11 protein-coding genes are annotated in these 15658 nt (G+C 42.9%); 7 read left to right on the forward strand and 4 right to left on the reverse strand.

Annotation, left to right across the window (positions count from 1 at the left end; genetic code table 11):
* Window positions 1-159: 159 nt before the first annotated feature.
* The 7 genes from ACEZ3G_RS11085 (at window position 160) to ACEZ3G_RS11115 (ending at window position 9388) form a co-directional block, all read left to right on the forward strand.
* Window positions 160-1248, forward strand: coding sequence for a Gfo/Idh/MocA family protein (locus tag ACEZ3G_RS11085; RefSeq protein WP_432425557.1), 1089 nt, complete (start codon window positions 160-162; stop codon window positions 1246-1248).
* A 6-nt stretch (window positions 1249-1254) separates the two neighbouring features.
* Window positions 1255-2277: an AraD1 family protein gene (araD1, locus tag ACEZ3G_RS11090; protein ID WP_432425558.1), complete on the forward strand. Its 1023-nt coding sequence runs from the start codon at window positions 1255-1257 to the stop codon at window positions 2275-2277.
* A gap of 41 nt (window positions 2278-2318) precedes the next feature.
* A complete protein-coding gene (locus ACEZ3G_RS11095) occupies window positions 2319-3146 on the forward strand; it encodes a hypothetical protein (protein ID WP_432425559.1) in 828 nt (275 codons plus the stop codon).
* Window positions 3147-3393: 247 nt separating this feature from the next.
* Window positions 3394-4644: a cell envelope biogenesis protein OmpA gene (locus ACEZ3G_RS11100; protein ID WP_432425560.1), complete on the forward strand. Its 1251-nt coding sequence runs from the start codon at window positions 3394-3396 to the stop codon at window positions 4642-4644.
* 176 nt (window positions 4645-4820) lie between these two features.
* Window positions 4821-6506 (forward strand): PorP/SprF family type IX secretion system membrane protein, encoded by a 1686-nt coding sequence (locus ACEZ3G_RS11105; RefSeq protein WP_432425561.1) that lies wholly within the window; start codon window positions 4821-4823, stop codon window positions 6504-6506.
* Between the two features lie 648 nt (window positions 6507-7154).
* Window positions 7155-7787 (forward strand): response regulator, encoded by a 633-nt coding sequence (locus ACEZ3G_RS11110; RefSeq protein WP_432425562.1) that lies wholly within the window; start codon window positions 7155-7157, stop codon window positions 7785-7787.
* A gap of 173 nt (window positions 7788-7960) precedes the next feature.
* On the forward strand, window positions 7961-9388 hold the full coding sequence (locus ACEZ3G_RS11115) for a M20 family peptidase (RefSeq protein WP_432425563.1): 1428 nt from the start codon (window positions 7961-7963) through the stop codon (window positions 9386-9388).
* An 11-nt stretch (window positions 9389-9399) separates the two neighbouring features.
* On the opposite strand, the gene ACEZ3G_RS11120 is transcribed toward ACEZ3G_RS11115, so the two are convergent.
* From ACEZ3G_RS11120 to ACEZ3G_RS11135, 4 genes are all read right to left on the reverse strand, one after another.
* Entirely contained in the window at window positions 9400-10827 is a 1428-nt protein-coding gene (locus tag ACEZ3G_RS11120; protein WP_432425564.1) for a TIR domain-containing protein, read from the reverse strand.
* A 125-nt stretch (window positions 10828-10952) separates the two neighbouring features.
* Window positions 10953-12488 (reverse strand): YifB family Mg chelatase-like AAA ATPase, encoded by a 1536-nt coding sequence (locus tag ACEZ3G_RS11125; protein ID WP_432425565.1) that lies wholly within the window; start codon window positions 12486-12488, stop codon window positions 10953-10955.
* Between the two features lie 56 nt (window positions 12489-12544).
* Window positions 12545-14344 carry a hypothetical protein gene (locus tag ACEZ3G_RS11130; RefSeq protein WP_432425566.1) on the reverse strand — a complete coding sequence of 600 codons (1800 nt, stop codon included), beginning with the start codon at window positions 14342-14344 and terminating at the stop codon, window positions 12545-12547.
* A gap of 13 nt (window positions 14345-14357) precedes the next feature.
* Window positions 14358-15626: a DUF4249 domain-containing protein gene (locus tag ACEZ3G_RS11135; RefSeq protein ID WP_432425567.1), complete on the reverse strand. Its 1269-nt coding sequence runs from the start codon at window positions 15624-15626 to the stop codon at window positions 14358-14360.
* Window positions 15627-15658 lie beyond the last annotated feature (32 nt).

Below are 15658 nucleotides of genomic sequence, written 5' to 3' on the forward strand. Positions count from 1 at the left end.
AACGATTATTTGGTATATGCATTTTGCATATTCTGCTTTTTATGGGCACTGTATATTCTTTTTGTCGATTAGTCCCATGCTTAATTGGATACTGATAGGTGCACATTAGTTGATTTATTCGGATTCTTATCGTAATTTCTCTCCTTAATCCATATTAAAATGAGAAATCATCGTCGGGAATTCATCCTAAAAGCGGGCATTATCGCCACAACAACTGCATTTGCTCCAAATACTCTTTTTTGCGGTTCAAGGCCGCAAAAAGAAAAATTGGGGATTGCCCTGGTCGGACTCGGTTATTACAGCGCAGACCTACTGGCACCTGCCCTACTTTTGACACAGCACTGCGAATTAAAGGGTATTGTTACGGGAAGTCCGGAAAAAATCCCTGTTTGGAAAACTAAGTATGGTATTGCAGATAAAAACATCTACAACTATCAAAATTTTGACGAAATAGCCAACAACGTGGATATCGATGTGGTATACGTGGTACTTCCTCCATCGATGCATGCCGAGTACTCCATTCGGGCGGCAAAGGCCGGCAAACATGTATGGTGTGAAAAGCCTATGGCGCCTTCTGTCTCCGAGTGCGAGGCCATGATCAAGGCCTGTAACGACAACAAGGTAAAACTATCGATCGGCTACCGTTGTCAGCACGACCCCAATATTCAGGCATACATGAACGTTGTAAAGGAACAAAAGTTCGGAAAAGTAAGAATGGTAACCTCTGCCGCAGGTTATTTTGATGGTCGAACCACACACTGGAAGCAAAAAAAGGCCATGGGTGGCGGTGTTATGGGCGATATGGGGGTTTATGCCATTCAAGGGGCCCGATTGGCCACGGGGGAAGAACCCATTTCCGTGCTTGCCCAAACTTCTACAACGCGGCCTGAAATCTACCATGAGGTCGAAGAAACCGCCATGTTTCAATTAGAATTCCCTAGCGGCGCCCGTGCGGCCTGCCACACAAGCTATGGCATGCAAATGAATTATCTGAAGGTAACATACGAAAAAGGGTCACTTCAAATGGAACCCCATTCCTCTTACGGCGGCAACAACGGAAGCATGTCGGATGGTACCATTATCAATATTCCGCTCGAAAACCAACAGGCCAGACAAATGGACGACGATGCGCTGGCACTCAAAAACGGCGAGCCTATGATGGTACCTGGTGAAGAAGGTTTAAGGGATATTCGAGTGGTCGAGGCAATTTATAAGTCCGCGGCGCAGAACTGTCAAGTAAAAATCTAAATCAAATTGCAATTTCATAAGAAAAGGCCCATGCGATTGGTGCAGATAACCCATAAAGCAAAAGGTAGAAAAGTCGCGCTGGTTGAAGAGCCTGACCTAAGGTTGATTTCCGAATATGGCTCGGTGTACGAATTGGTAATCGAAGCCTTACGAATTGGTGGTGGCTTGAAGCAACTCATACTGAAAAATCTTTCCGAAGAGCTGCTTAACTATGATTCTATTTATGGGGGCCAATCAAATTGGAAGCTTCTGCCCGCCTTCGACCATCCTACCGACCCGACCAAATTGATGCTGTCGGGTACGGGTCTAACCCATAAGACAAGTGCTGAAAATCGACAAAAAATGCACCAGGCGGAAGCAGAACAAGAACTTACCGATAGTATGAAAATGTATTTATGGGGCGTGGAAGGCGGACAGGCCAAAAAAGGTGAGGTCGGTGCACAGCCCGAGTGGTTCTATAAAGGCAATGGAACGATTTTAAAGGCACACGGCGAGGTTTTGAGCATCCCCCATTTCGGGAATGATGGCGGCGAAGAACCCGAGGTTGCCGGAATCTATATCAACGATCTTAAGGGAAATCCTTGGCGAATCGGTTTTGCCACGGCCAATGAATTTTCGGATCATGTAATGGAGCGAAAGAACTACCTCTATTTGGCACCTTCGAAAATACGCAATTGTTCTTTGGGGCCAGAACTGGTATTGACCGACAGCTTCAAGGAAATCTCAGGGACGGTCAGTATCATCAGGGACAACAAGGTTTTGTGGGAGCAAGCTATCAATACCGGCGAAGCGAACATGTCGCACAACCTTGATAACCTCGAGTACCACCATTTCAAGTATGAAAACCATCGTATTTCAGGTTTGGGGCATATCCATTTCTTTGGTGCCGATGCGTTTAGCTTTGGGGAAAAGATCATACTTCAAGAAAATGATGTCATGACCGTTGAATGGAACGGAATGGGCAGGCCTTTGAAAAACATACTGAAAAGGCAAGAAAGGAGTGATTTTCAAATAAACACCTTCTTCTAAATTTTATACTACATTGGGCCGTTTTACGTTCTAATACTGTCATGCGAAGATTGCATTTTCTTTTTAAGGTTGTTCTGTTCGTTCTGTTGGTGCCAATCCACACAAATGGAAATACTTTAGGTTACAATGAAGCCTTTAACACGAACGAAACGATAGCCAAAACTGAAATAACCATTACTTATCCTAAAAACGGAACCGAATGGGAAGCTCCTGGTTTGGTTAAACTGGAATGGACGACCAAGAACATACCTGCCAACAAGACCATTATGTTCTATTTGTCAAAAGACGATATGGTCATTCAAGAACTGGGCATTTTCAAGAACAGTGGTTATGCCGAAAGTATAAAACTGGAACATTATCTTCAGCCTAGTGCGAACTACCGGGTTTTTGGCATCGAACTTTTTCCTGATGACAAGAACAACGTCGCGAAGAATGCCACCCCTTTATTTACGATTACCAAAAAACAACGGCAACCTAAACCCATCGCATCCGAAGAATCCAAAACACCTCCAACGGTTAGGGAAACCTTTGACGGACGAAAATTGAATTATGTGGAAGAAATGGAGGTACATAGCCCCAATATACATATCAATCTTTGGGATCACAGCAGAAAAGACGGTGATATCGTCTCTATTTATCTAAATGGTGAAGCCATAGTCTCCAAGTACACCTTACAATATCATAAAAAGAAAGTAGCGATTTCGTTAGACCCTTCCAAACCGAACGACCTCTTTCTTTATGCACATAACCTAGGTAAATTTCCACCCAATACGGTGTCGATTGAAATCGTTGATGGCAATAATGCGGAAAACGTTGTCTTAAACTCCGATCTCAAGAGCTGCGAGGCCGTGTTGATCAATGTAAAATAAGCGTGCTCCCAAACCGATGTTTTATTTTAGGTATGAAACGGAGCTGCTCTAAAATAATATTGGTACAATTGAAAGCCGTATTATTATAACGGACACCTCTTCAAACTGAAGATAAATTAGCATCACATTCTTCCAATTTTAACAAAAAATAGATCATAGGGCCAAAAACCTATTAATTTTTGTTAGGTAATCAATCGAAGCATTGCGTGAACTTTGTCGATGATTATTAACCCTTTATCGATCTATTATGAAAAATACTTTATCCTACAACCATATATTCGGATGTATTTTCGCCATTCTATCCTTTTCAATATATGGGCAATCCGCGCAGACAAGCAAGTTCGACAATTCTACTATTGCCTTGGCCCAGGCCACTGACAAACGCTTGAACAACTATTTAGAGCTTAAAAGGCTGGGCTATGAAAACAAAGCGATTTTCGAAGACCTCGGAAATGCCAGTTTTTTGGCTGAGAATTATGACGATGCCATTTTTTGGTACAAGAAGTTAAAAGCAATCAGTAAAGATGGAGAATTACCCGAAAGCTACCTCAAAAGATTCAAGTATGCTTCCCGAAAGTCGGATCCCGAATCGTCATCAACAGTTAACCTCGGTCATGACGAAATGGTCGCCATGGTCAAGGCCGATTATCAAATCGAAAAGAAAAGGCAAAGTAGGTTTAGAGATTTCGAGTTCACCCCTTCAGGCGAACTTATTACCGATGCCGTAAGGCCCATAGACCGCGGTCTAGAACCCTTAATGGAAGAGATTATGACCACCGAAAACGCTTATGTAGCACCTATCGCTGTTACCGACAATGGCAATACCGCCTACTTCAGCAAGGCCGTTTACCTAAAGCCTTTGTACGGTATTTTTTCGAAAAAGGAATTGGTGCATAAAATATTCAGGGCCGAAAAGGTAAACGGACAATGGCAAAATATAAAACAGCTCTCTCTTTGCCCCAAATATGCTTCGGCGAAACATCCAACAATTTCCAGTGATGGCAAGCGCTTGTTCTTTGCCTCCAACATGCCCGGAACATTTGGCAATTACGATATCTATGTCTCACACATCAAAAAAGACGGCACGGTCGGCGTCGCCATGAACTTGGGAGAAAAGATAAACACCAAAAAGAATGACCTTTATCCGAATCTTATGGCAAACAACACTTTATTCTTTGCCTCGGATGGTCATAAGGGATTCGGAGGCCTTGATGTGTACATGGCCCAAGTCGGTTCGAGCAGCGTTGATTGGTCGGTCAATCTTGGAAGCGATATCAATAGTAAGGATGATGATTTTTCAATTATCATTCAAAAAGGAGATAGAATAGGCTATGTAATGTCTAACCGAGGAAACGATAGAAACTCCGTGCAACATGTTGCCTTTTACTTCAACAATGAATACGACAGGCCTGTACGGAAAAAGGAGTACGACCTCTTTGATATTCTCAACAATACGGACAAAATCGATTATTCGACCACTGTTTTCGAAAATGAATAGAAGGCGACTTAACCAAAGAGGATTAAATGATCGAGCAAGTTTCTTCGACGGTAGTAAACGGGTTTTATCGACCACTATCCAACAAGAAATCTATATGAGGGGCACCGGAAAAAGAACAATGCTAATACCCCACTAAGATGAACACCAATAATACATTAATAATCAAGTCATGTCTCATGATCCTATTTTTTGGATTAACGGGCGCATATACCGTCCACGGACAGGAAGACAACACCGATTTAGATACCAAAGGCGCGTATCACAACCAATTGTTTTTCAATAGGTTCTTGATAAACCCGACATTTTCGCTGGTACGGGAAAATAAATCATATATCAATATTCTTCATAGAAATCAATATGCCACTTTCGAGGACAACAGTCAAAACTATTTTCTAGGTTTCAGCAACAAACTCAACGAACGCACCGCTCTAGGAATCAGCGTATATAGCCAATGGCTTGGGGTCGTTCAAGAATTTGGCTTTAATGCGAACTACGCCACTTCGGTTCAGTTGGGTTCGAACAGCAAACTCAGTTTTGGCACCAATGTTACCTATTTCAATGAAGGCCTTGACAAGAATCGTGTTATTGCAAATGAAGGAGACCAGGAAATCAATACCGCAAGAAAAGAGAGCAAATTGGCCATTCAACCCGGTATTACCCTCTCCTTGGGAAACTTTGATTTCGGACTATATGCCAAAGAGCTTTTGAAATACAATCAAACAACGAATGATTTTCTAACGAGCTTGAACGACAAAAGCATCAAGGCTTCCTTACAGTACACGCATTATTTCACTGCCCAAAGAGGCTTGTTCACCGATGCCCGGCTAATGCCTTTGGTACAACTGGGTAAAAATCCGGATGGAAGTGTGGATTATATGGGCTCGATATTGCTCGATCTGCCAAAATACGGTTGGCTGCAAAGCAATATCGATGACACCTATGGTATATCTATGGGCTTTGGGGTCAACCTTAACAAAAGAATGTCACTAGGGTATCTAATGGAAAAAGATATCAAAAAAGAAAACTCCGATCTAGGCTGGAACCATGAAGTATCCCTGGCTTATACCTTTCAGGACCGTAATGCCGAATTTGGTGTCTTGGCCGAAAATTCGGTTGACAACAAAATAGATGGTATAGTAAGAAATTATGAGGAGCAGATATTGAAACTTACCTCAGAGAATAAAAAATTGGCGGAAAACAACAACAGGTCTTCTTCTAAACGCCTAGAATCAAGGAAAAAGAATCGCTCGAACAAAGAGGTTTCGCCAGTAATTTCAGTTGCAGAAGATGCTTCTGGTTCAATAGCCCATGAGAATCGTTTGATCTTGGACGAGTTGATCTTACGACAAGACTCCGTCGAATCGGCCCTCACAGCGGCGTTTGAAAAACGCTTCGAAACGATAGTACGGTTATTAAGAAACGATCTCAAACAGAGTATCGATACGAAATCCAATAAATCAAATGCTTTTAAACATACCGTCATGGTCGCCGAAACAAAACCTGAACGGGCGAAAGCAGAGAGTACCAAAAAGAACGATAAGTTTTTGGACCTGCCCATAAAAGTGTTGGATCAATCACAAATTGTTGGCGTACCATCAGGTTATTATGTTATCGCGAACGTATACAAGACCAAAAAATACCTTACCGCCTTTATGGATGACTTGAGAAAACAAGGTTTGAACGCAAAGCAATTCTACAATAAAGAAAATGGACTGTATTATGTTTATTTGGCCGATTTCAATGCCAAAGAAGACGCTAGAATAGCATCGGTTACCGATCTAAACGGAAAATATCACGATGAAAAATGGATCATGGAGGTCAGTGACAACACGGCCATAGTCAATAATACATATCTTGATTGAAGGTTTCATCAATACTATTAAAAGTTAACAGTGGGTCCTGGTTTTTGTGGTTGGAAACTGGGTTAATTAATAGCGGGGCAATGCCCCGCTATTTAAATTTAAGATTGTTCTTTGAACATCTAAAACAAATCACAAGCATGCATTTGAACGAAAATACTTACTTTTGGTTCGGATGTGAATTTTTTTTTTCTATGTTTGGAAAAGATAAAAGCATAAAGAACTATTGTCGAACCCCCAAAACCCCACTACATGGAAACTTACCTACCCCACAACCACAACCATGAAAACAGTGCTATTTCCGTAGCAAAATTTCCCAGTATCGAAAAGGTCAAATACCGGCACTCTTTCTAAAGCTATTTGTACCTAGACCAATTTTTCTACATCGACATTTTCGGACAGCGCTAAAAAAGTTGTTTCATTATCGGGTAGACTAATACCCCATTGAATAAACTCCTTTTCAAGTTTTTCCGAATAACATTTTTAAAACCTGCACTCTATGGGCGTTGTAGCCCAAGGCTGCATGTCAAGTGTCATGTATTGATACAATTCAACTGAGACCTAAGAAGTCTGCAGTAAAAACCTACTTGTTACAACCAAGGTTGCCAAAGACCGTTTTGTCCTACTAGGCACCATCAAACCCAAATTAAAATGAACCATAATACCCCACTGAAGTTTATCGTAATCGATAATGATAGAAAACTACATGAAATCTATAGAAATTACTTTGAAAGCTATTTAGAGTATTCGTTAACAGCTATTTATACGACAGCTCAAGAGGCCTTATATGATTATGAACGAACATTCCCGGACGTTATTTTTTGCGAGGTGACACTTCCCGGCGTTGCCGGAATCGAGGCGATCAAACTTTTTAGAAAAAAAGACTCCGATGTAAAAGTCATAATGATGAGTACGAACAATGCATTTGAACTTGTAAAGAAAACGTTCAAAAATGGCGCCAACGGATTTATCACCAAGCCCATAAGTGAAAGAAGCCTGTACAATGCCCTCGATTCGATAAAAATCGAAGGAACTACGATCAGTAATGATATTGCAAGCAAAATAATCGCGAAGTTTCAAAGGAAATCACGCCATTTTTTTTCGGAAAGGGAAAATCAGGTTATCGATTATCTATGCCAAGGGGCCACTTATAAGACCATCGCCGAAAAATTATTCGTTACGGCCAGCGCAGTTAACTTTCATGTTCAGAATATCTATCTGAAGCTAGATGTAAACTCAAAATCGGAAGCCTTGACAAAGTTGCAAGAACTGGAACGAATATAACCCCTAGGATAAGATTCTTGACAATGACTAGAGTAGTTTGGGTCGGTATAAACCCATTGAACACCTAATTCACAAAATAATTTGTGTACATTGTGGCGCTTGAAATTGAAACGTGGTCATAAATCGTTCAATTTTATTGCCAACACCGAACTAAGTCATTATCCATTACCGAAATGAAAAAACTCATCTATACGATATTGGCCATTTTTGCAATATTGGCCATTGTTCTCGTATTCAATACGCTTATGCTGACATCAAGGCAAATAGCGCCGGAACCTCTTAAAAAACTTGATATTCCGGATAAGGTCTTGCAAAACCTGTCCAAATCAATTCAGTTCAAAACGATTTCCTATAACGAAGATGCCATACCCGATTCAACGGCTTTCAATGGTTTTCATGATTTTTTGATCGAGACGTTCCCGTTGACCCATGCATCTCTTTCTCTGGAAAAAATCAGCGGGTATAGTTTACTCTACAAATGGGAAGGAACGGATTCCGATAAAAAACCGATCATTTTGATGTCGCATCAAGACGTTGTCCCTGTGGACGAACCTACGCTGAAGGATTGGGAAGCAGGGCCGTTTACCGGAAAAATAACCGCGACGGATATTGTCGGTCGGGGAACCATGGATGATAAAAGCTCCCTAATGGGTGTAATGGAATCGGTCGAAAGACTTTTGAGCGAATCATTCGCACCGTCCCGAACAATTTATCTTGCATTTGGCCATGACGAAGAGGTCGGCGGTAAAAACGGTGCCGGTCAAATAGCGGAATACCTTGAGAAAAAAGGAGTCAAGGCCGCCATGACCTTGGATGAGGGAGGTTTTCTCGCGGAAGGCCTGGTACCCGGTGTCGATAACCCCGTTGCCATGGTCAATTTGGCCGAAAAAGGATTTGCCTCGTTCCGACTGATCGTCGAAACTACCGGAGGGCATAGTTCACAACCGCCGCGTGAGAACACCATCGGCATGTTGGCACAGGCGATCGTAGATCTTGAGAACAACCAATTACCCTACAAACTGGTGGAACCGATCAACTATCAATTCGAATATTTGGGTGCCGAACTACCCTTTTTCAAAAGGTTGGCCTTTGCCAATCCTTGGTTGTTGAAAACGCCTATTTTGGAAGCATTAAATGCCCACACGACTACGGCACCGACTATAGTGGAAGGCGGCGTAAAGAACAATGTTATTCCCACAGTGGCCGAGGCGACCATAAACTTTAGAATATTGCCCGGGGAAACCATTGAATCGGTGCAAAAACATATCGAAAAGACGATCAACGATAAAATCCGTGTGGAGCCCGTCGGGTTTTTGACCAATCCCTCGCCCGTTTCAAGTATCGACTCTGAAAACTTCAAAAATCTCGAAAAGACCATACGATCTGTTTTTCCAGATGCCATAGTAGTACCAGGACTAGTGGGCGGGGGTACCGATGCCCGATATTTTTATGGAATTTCTGATGATGTCTATCGGTTTTACCCTTTGCGGATCAATGAAGGTAATATGACAGGATTTCATGGTATCGATGAAAAAATCAATAAGGAAAACTATAAGGAAATCATTGCCTTTACCTACCACTTGATAAAAGCGTTCAACTAAACGCCACTATATTATCGGCTAAAATCCCGAACGGCCCTGACCAAAAATCTTCGGCCCTCGACCGCTTTATTGTAATGGTATGAGGCATTGCCATCACGAAACCGTAATAAGCGGGCCTGGTATTCATCATAATCCGTGGCGCTCCAATAAAGTCCACCATCGAATCTCCCGCTGTTGTCCGCCCCCGGTCCGATAGTTCGATACATGATCTGCAATTCTTCTAAGGTAGGCAACCGCCATCCTTCACCTAACTGCATATCGATTTTCATGGCATCTTGCCATGGCATCGGGCCGGCATCTTCTTGATGCGCTATCTTACCCGTTTTTCCGGAAGGAGCAATTTCGAACACGATTCCGCCATCATACGAATCCCCAATAGCCAATTTCGCAGTGGAACCTTCGTCGTCGGGGACAATCGTTTCGGCGGATGGCGAACCGACAGAATCTTGAGTGGCTATGGTATCGGAATTTATAACGGGCGGAGTCTCTTCTTTTGGGCCATTTCCAGATTTTGAGAAAAATAGAATAGCTGCAATACCAAGTGCCACAATTAACAAGCCGATGAAAATTCGTTTCCGTGGGGTACGGTTTTCTTCAATCAATACTCCACCATTATCATCAATGGAATTTCTAACAGATTCTTGTTCAAAATTAGTTCTTCGCTCCTCCTCTACTCCTTTTTGATATTCCGCTTCTTTTTTCGACCGTTCTTCGGTCGCCATACGTTGCGCCTCGATTTCTTGCCTTATTCTTTTCTCTTCCTCAACTTTTTTTGCTGCTTCGGCCTCCTGTTTTAATTTATGTTCCGCCGCTTCCATTCTAACCTTTTCATCACGGATACGCCGCTCCTCGGCCAATCGTTTGGCTTCCGCTTCCTTTTTAAAATCCATGGCCAACTGATCTTCTTTCTTTATAGTCGGAGGCTCTTTTTCTTGATTTCGGACCGAACTTGGCCCAGTTGTAATTCCGCCACCGAATTCAACAAAATGTTCAATATGTGATGCGACGTTTTTAAACACCTTATCCAAAGAATCCCAACTTTTAACGGGCTTCCCTCCTTCCGGCAAAACATGCAGTTCCTTAAAGCTAAAGTTGTATTCGTCGGACTCAAAATTGGTGTCCCACGGACAATCATCAAGAATTATAGGAATAATCTTTGCTTCGCCCGCTTTATAACGGTCTATCACCTGTTTGAATTCCAATTGCTTTACAAACTCTGAATGCATGAACGCATTGCTCAGCATCAAAAGAAAGACGTTCGTCTGGTCGATCCGTGATGCTTCGCGAGGTTGCCAAAGTTGATCGCAATGAATAGGGTCATCGTACCAAGTATGCACATTTTGGTCCTTTTCAAGAGATTTCAGACGATGTAAAAGCTGAAATACCAACGCCTCGTCCACTGAAGCGTAGATTGTATAAATATTTGATTTTTCGGCCATTGCAGTTACAATTTAGTAAATATCGAGGAAACTATAAACTACATAAAACCGTTTGAATTGCTAATCCTTAATTCGTAGTATGAACCATGGACTTGTACTTAAAATTTTGGACTTCGTACCTCAAGTTACCCCAACCACCCCTCGCGATCCAGACTGCGATACTGAATGGCCTCACCGATATGGTTGCCATTGACCTCATCAGAATTTTCTAGATCGGCGATCGTTCGCGCCACTTTTAAAATACGATCATAGGCCCGTGCCGAAAGGTTTAGGCGTTCCATGGCATTTTTGAGCATGGTTTTAGAGGCTTCGTCCAACCTGCAATATTCCCGTATCTGTTTGGTGTTCATTTGGGCGTTGTAATGCACGTTTTCCAGTTCGGCGAAGCGTTCGCTCTGTACGGCCCTTGCGGCACTCACCCGTTTTCTGATTTCAACACTGGATTCGCCTTTTCGATCATCGGATAGTTTCTCAAAAGGCACAGGGGTTACCTCGATATGAATGTCGATGCGATCCAACAAAGGCCCTGAGATCTTGCTCAGATACCGCTGCATCTCGGCCGGGGAAGAAGTTACAGGGGCATCGGGGTCGTTAAAATACCCCCCAGGACTGGGGTTCATACTCGCCACCAACATAAAACTACTGGGGTACGTAACTGTAAATCGTGCCCGCGAAATGGTAACTTCGCGGTCTTCCAAAGGTTGGCGCATCACTTCGAGCACCCCGCGTTTGAACTCGGGAAGTTCGTCCAAAAACAATACTCCATTATGCGAAAGTGAAATCTCCCCCGGTTGGGGATAGGCACCACCGCCGACCAAGGCGACATCTGAAATCGTATGATGCGGACTTCTAAAAGGTCTTTGGGTCATAAGCCCCATATTCTTTATTTTTCCGACCACACTATGGATTTTGGTGGTTTCCAAAGCCTCTTGCATGGTCATTGGAGGCAATATTGACGGCAAACGTTTGGCCAGCATCGTCTTTCCCGCACCCGGTGGGCCTATCAGAATGATATTATGTCCGCCTGCGGCCGCAATTTCCATACAACGTTTTATACTTTCCTGCCCCTTGACATCGGAAAAATCAAATTCGGGGAAATCAAGATTTTTGTAAAACTCCTTTTCGATATCAACTTCGGTAAGTTCCAAAGGTTCCCCTTTGTCAAAAAATGAAATCACTTCAGCTATGTTTTCTATTCCATAGACCTCAAGTCCGTCGACAATCGCGGCTTCCATGGCATTTTCCTTCGGAAGAATGAATCCCTTAAAACCTTCTTCTTTCGCCCTAATGGCGATCGGAAGGGCACCTTTGATAGGTTGCAGGCTCCCGTCCAACGAAAGCTCGCCCATAATGATGTACTTTTCGATGTTCTCGGATCGTATCTGCCCTGAGGCCGCCAAGATACCCAAGGCCAAGGTCAGGTCATACGCAGATCCTTCTTTTCTTAGATCGGCCGGTGCAAGGTTCAAAGTAATTTTCTTGCCTGGAATTCTGTATCCGTTGTTCAATAGGGCCGCCGCAATTCTGTAATTGCTCTCTTTTATGGCGTTATCGGGCAAGCCCACCAAATGATAGCCGACCCCGGTATCTACGTTCACCTCGACGGTAATGGTCGTTGCCTCGACACCGAAAACGGCGCTTCCGTAAACTTTTGTAAGCATTCTTGTTAGTGTTCTGTAGGCCTAAATGTAATCGTTTCGAAGAACTTTTAGAAATCCTACTCCACCATTATGGTTTCGCGCACCGAAATAGGCTTGCCATAGGTGGTAAATCCCTCAAGAACGATCTCATATTCCCCTGGCACATCCGAAGTGTAGAATTCATAGGATACAACATCATTTTGAATTACCAAATTCGGCTCCCAGAACAATTGATATCTGAAATCAGGAACACGTTCAAAGTTTTTGTCGCCCTCGGCGCCATATCGTTGTTGATAATAATTCTTTTTGGCCGCAGGTAGTTTCAATTCTTTTCGGGCCATATTCGCGTCTTCCGTTCGTTCCAAGTAATCGCCGTCATTGGTTTCTATGACCACCATACCATGGTATTTGTTGGATCCCATCATCAACGGGTCTCTCAAAATATTCAACCTTTTGATCGTTCTAGCATTGTAATCCAATAATTTTCCATGATCTGGCACGAATACCCCGTCGACCAAAACCAACGGGGGGTCGCTCGCGTATTGTTCGTCATATGGTTCCAAATCTTCTTTCACCCAAAAGGTATATTCGCCATTATCCAATTTGGTCACCCAAACATTGGGCACTACCTCGACCAATGTCTCACGCAACGTATTGAAGCGTGTAAACTCATCCAAATTTACCACAACGGGCACCCCGCCATCAAACGGATCTTTTTCATCGATTGCCAAAATGGAATCTGGCTTTACGCCATAATACGCATTTTCAATCTGATTGTACACACTACGGCTGACAATGGCATCGCTCATTTCTTTTGAAATGCTAAAATTTCCGAAGTTCAATCCTTTATATTCTATGCCGGGTTTATCGAGAAATTGAACGACATAATTTTCAGGGCTATTGTCTATTAGTTGTGCGACCATGGTATCAATGTCGTATTCTTTACGGATGTAGGTATAAAAATTGCCATCATCATCGGTAATCGCCGATCGCAGTTGAAAATCCGTTCCGGGAATGGATATGACGACCGTTTTACCAGCGACAGGAAGTCCACCCTCCCTCGTTCTGACATTTCCGTAGAAAAGCTCGCCACGCTGTTCAGGAAGAGCAATGGAATCGTTCACCGCCTTTGTAATCGACTTGGCCGCTGACAAAAAGGTATTTGAAAAATCATAGGCATCCAATCGCCCATTTTTGTCAAATTCATCGATCCGTCGAACACTTATCGAATAATTTCCGTAACCCAGAGGCCCCTTGAAATTACGAGGTGTAAGGGAGACTTTTTTTCGCTGTCCATACTTTTGGTTGTCCGTAATCAACACCAAGGTGCCGTCATCCTTCTTTCCTTTGTTTACGGTTTCAGGCCCTTTTTGCCCGATTTCCAAATCTTGGCCTTCTTGCAAATCTTCTTTACCCGATGTTATCGCCTCTTGATCCGACCGATACGGATTGATTATCGTTATATCATCTTGAAACAACTGATCTTGACCCGCATTTTTCATCCACTGCGTATAGGCTATCAACTTATAATTTCCGGAAGGAATCGATACGGGAATGAAAAAATCACCTTGCGCCCGACCTGCCTCCAACCTGACCTTTTGGGTAATTCGCGTAGTTAGGTCAGAGTCCACTAGCTCGATATACGCCATTCGACTTATGTTGCTAAGCCGATTGGTCTGGGCATTTATACAATAGACGCTGTAATAAACGTATTCACCCGGAAACAACAGATTGGTGTTATAATGAACGTATATCTTTTCCAATGGCAACTGTTGTAATTGTTCCAATTCTGTTTGGTTCTTTACCACATATTGCGCATTCACGAACGCTACATGCACACAGAACAACAGACCGATAATCGCTATGCTATTTTTCATTTTCATCTATATTTTATTCTATCCAAAAATCCGGCACTTCACTCTCGCCCAATTCAGTACAATCACCACAGGCCCTATAGGTTACCAAATAGGGACCGGGACAAGCACCAATATTTTCATCATTCAGGCCATAGTACGCTATCAAACCACCCGCATTTACCGCCTCGACAATCGACAAAGGACAAGGGTTGGCAACCTCTCCTGTAAAGCAATAAGAAACGTGCTCCAAAGGAGCAGAGGTAACAAAACATGCCACCGGATAATCGGGCAAAGGCTCGTTCGGAAAAAAATCCTCATAGTTGAAGAAAATTCTTTTTTCGTCGACCGATGCCACCTCAAAATACCCCAAAACTTTTTTTTCATCATCTCCTACAATGCTAATATTTCCATCAAGGAACCCTGGCTGCACATCTGAAAATATGCTTTCAGAAGCCGAGAAATCATTCAGGGCCTGATAATAACCATATGCCTCTTGTGTCTGAACATACTGCCTTACCAATATGCTATACCGATGGGTGATGATAAAGTTGTTTCTATCTATAAATCGAATCGGGAAATGCGCAATGGAATTTTCTCGAAACTCGACCGTAGAACCCTGAATAATATCGGTAGAACCGACGGTATTGTAGCAAACCTTGCCTTCGCTTTCATCGCGTTCTATAATTTCAAGGTCATAGGTGATCTGAGGTAAGGCACAGGGGTCATAATTAGTTAGTTTAAAGTCTTCAGGTTTCCATTCAGGGGCAATGATTTTATAGGTTTCGTCATAGGTGTACCGATAGTACTTGGCATCGGTATCATTTCCACGGCCATCGACATAAAGCGTAAGGCCTTCAACTCCCTCAGCATTGCGATTGCGTTCAGCGCGCACGTCTTCGAGAACTGCGGTCGATGTAAAACGTTCGGGGCGCGAGCGATAATTGGTCCCATCTTGGGTATCGATATTCAGTGTATACTCGATACCGTTTTGAGCTGCAAAATCGCTTGTCGATATATAAAGTCCGGGCTGGGCTTCTGAAAATGGATAGTTGTTACCTAGATTATCGACAATACTTACACTTGCGTTTTGCTCGTAGGTAATAAGGGTATCGATCGGCCGCATTGGGGTGTTGGGGTCATAAGGGGGTATGCCCAGTTTGTTGACACTTTCAAGGTCCAACGAACGGGTGATCAAAATCTGATGCCGCTTCAATTCATCGGTCAATGTTGCCTGTACGACCAGAATATTCTGTGAGTCGCCGACTTCTTGACCTATATCAAATGGCTCAATGCAGGCTGACATTAAAAAAAGTAAAAAAATTAAATAATGATTCT

Source organism: Meishania litoralis (assembly GCF_042611095.1).
Taxonomy (GTDB): Bacteria; Bacteroidota; Bacteroidia; order Flavobacteriales; family Flavobacteriaceae; genus Meishania; species Meishania litoralis.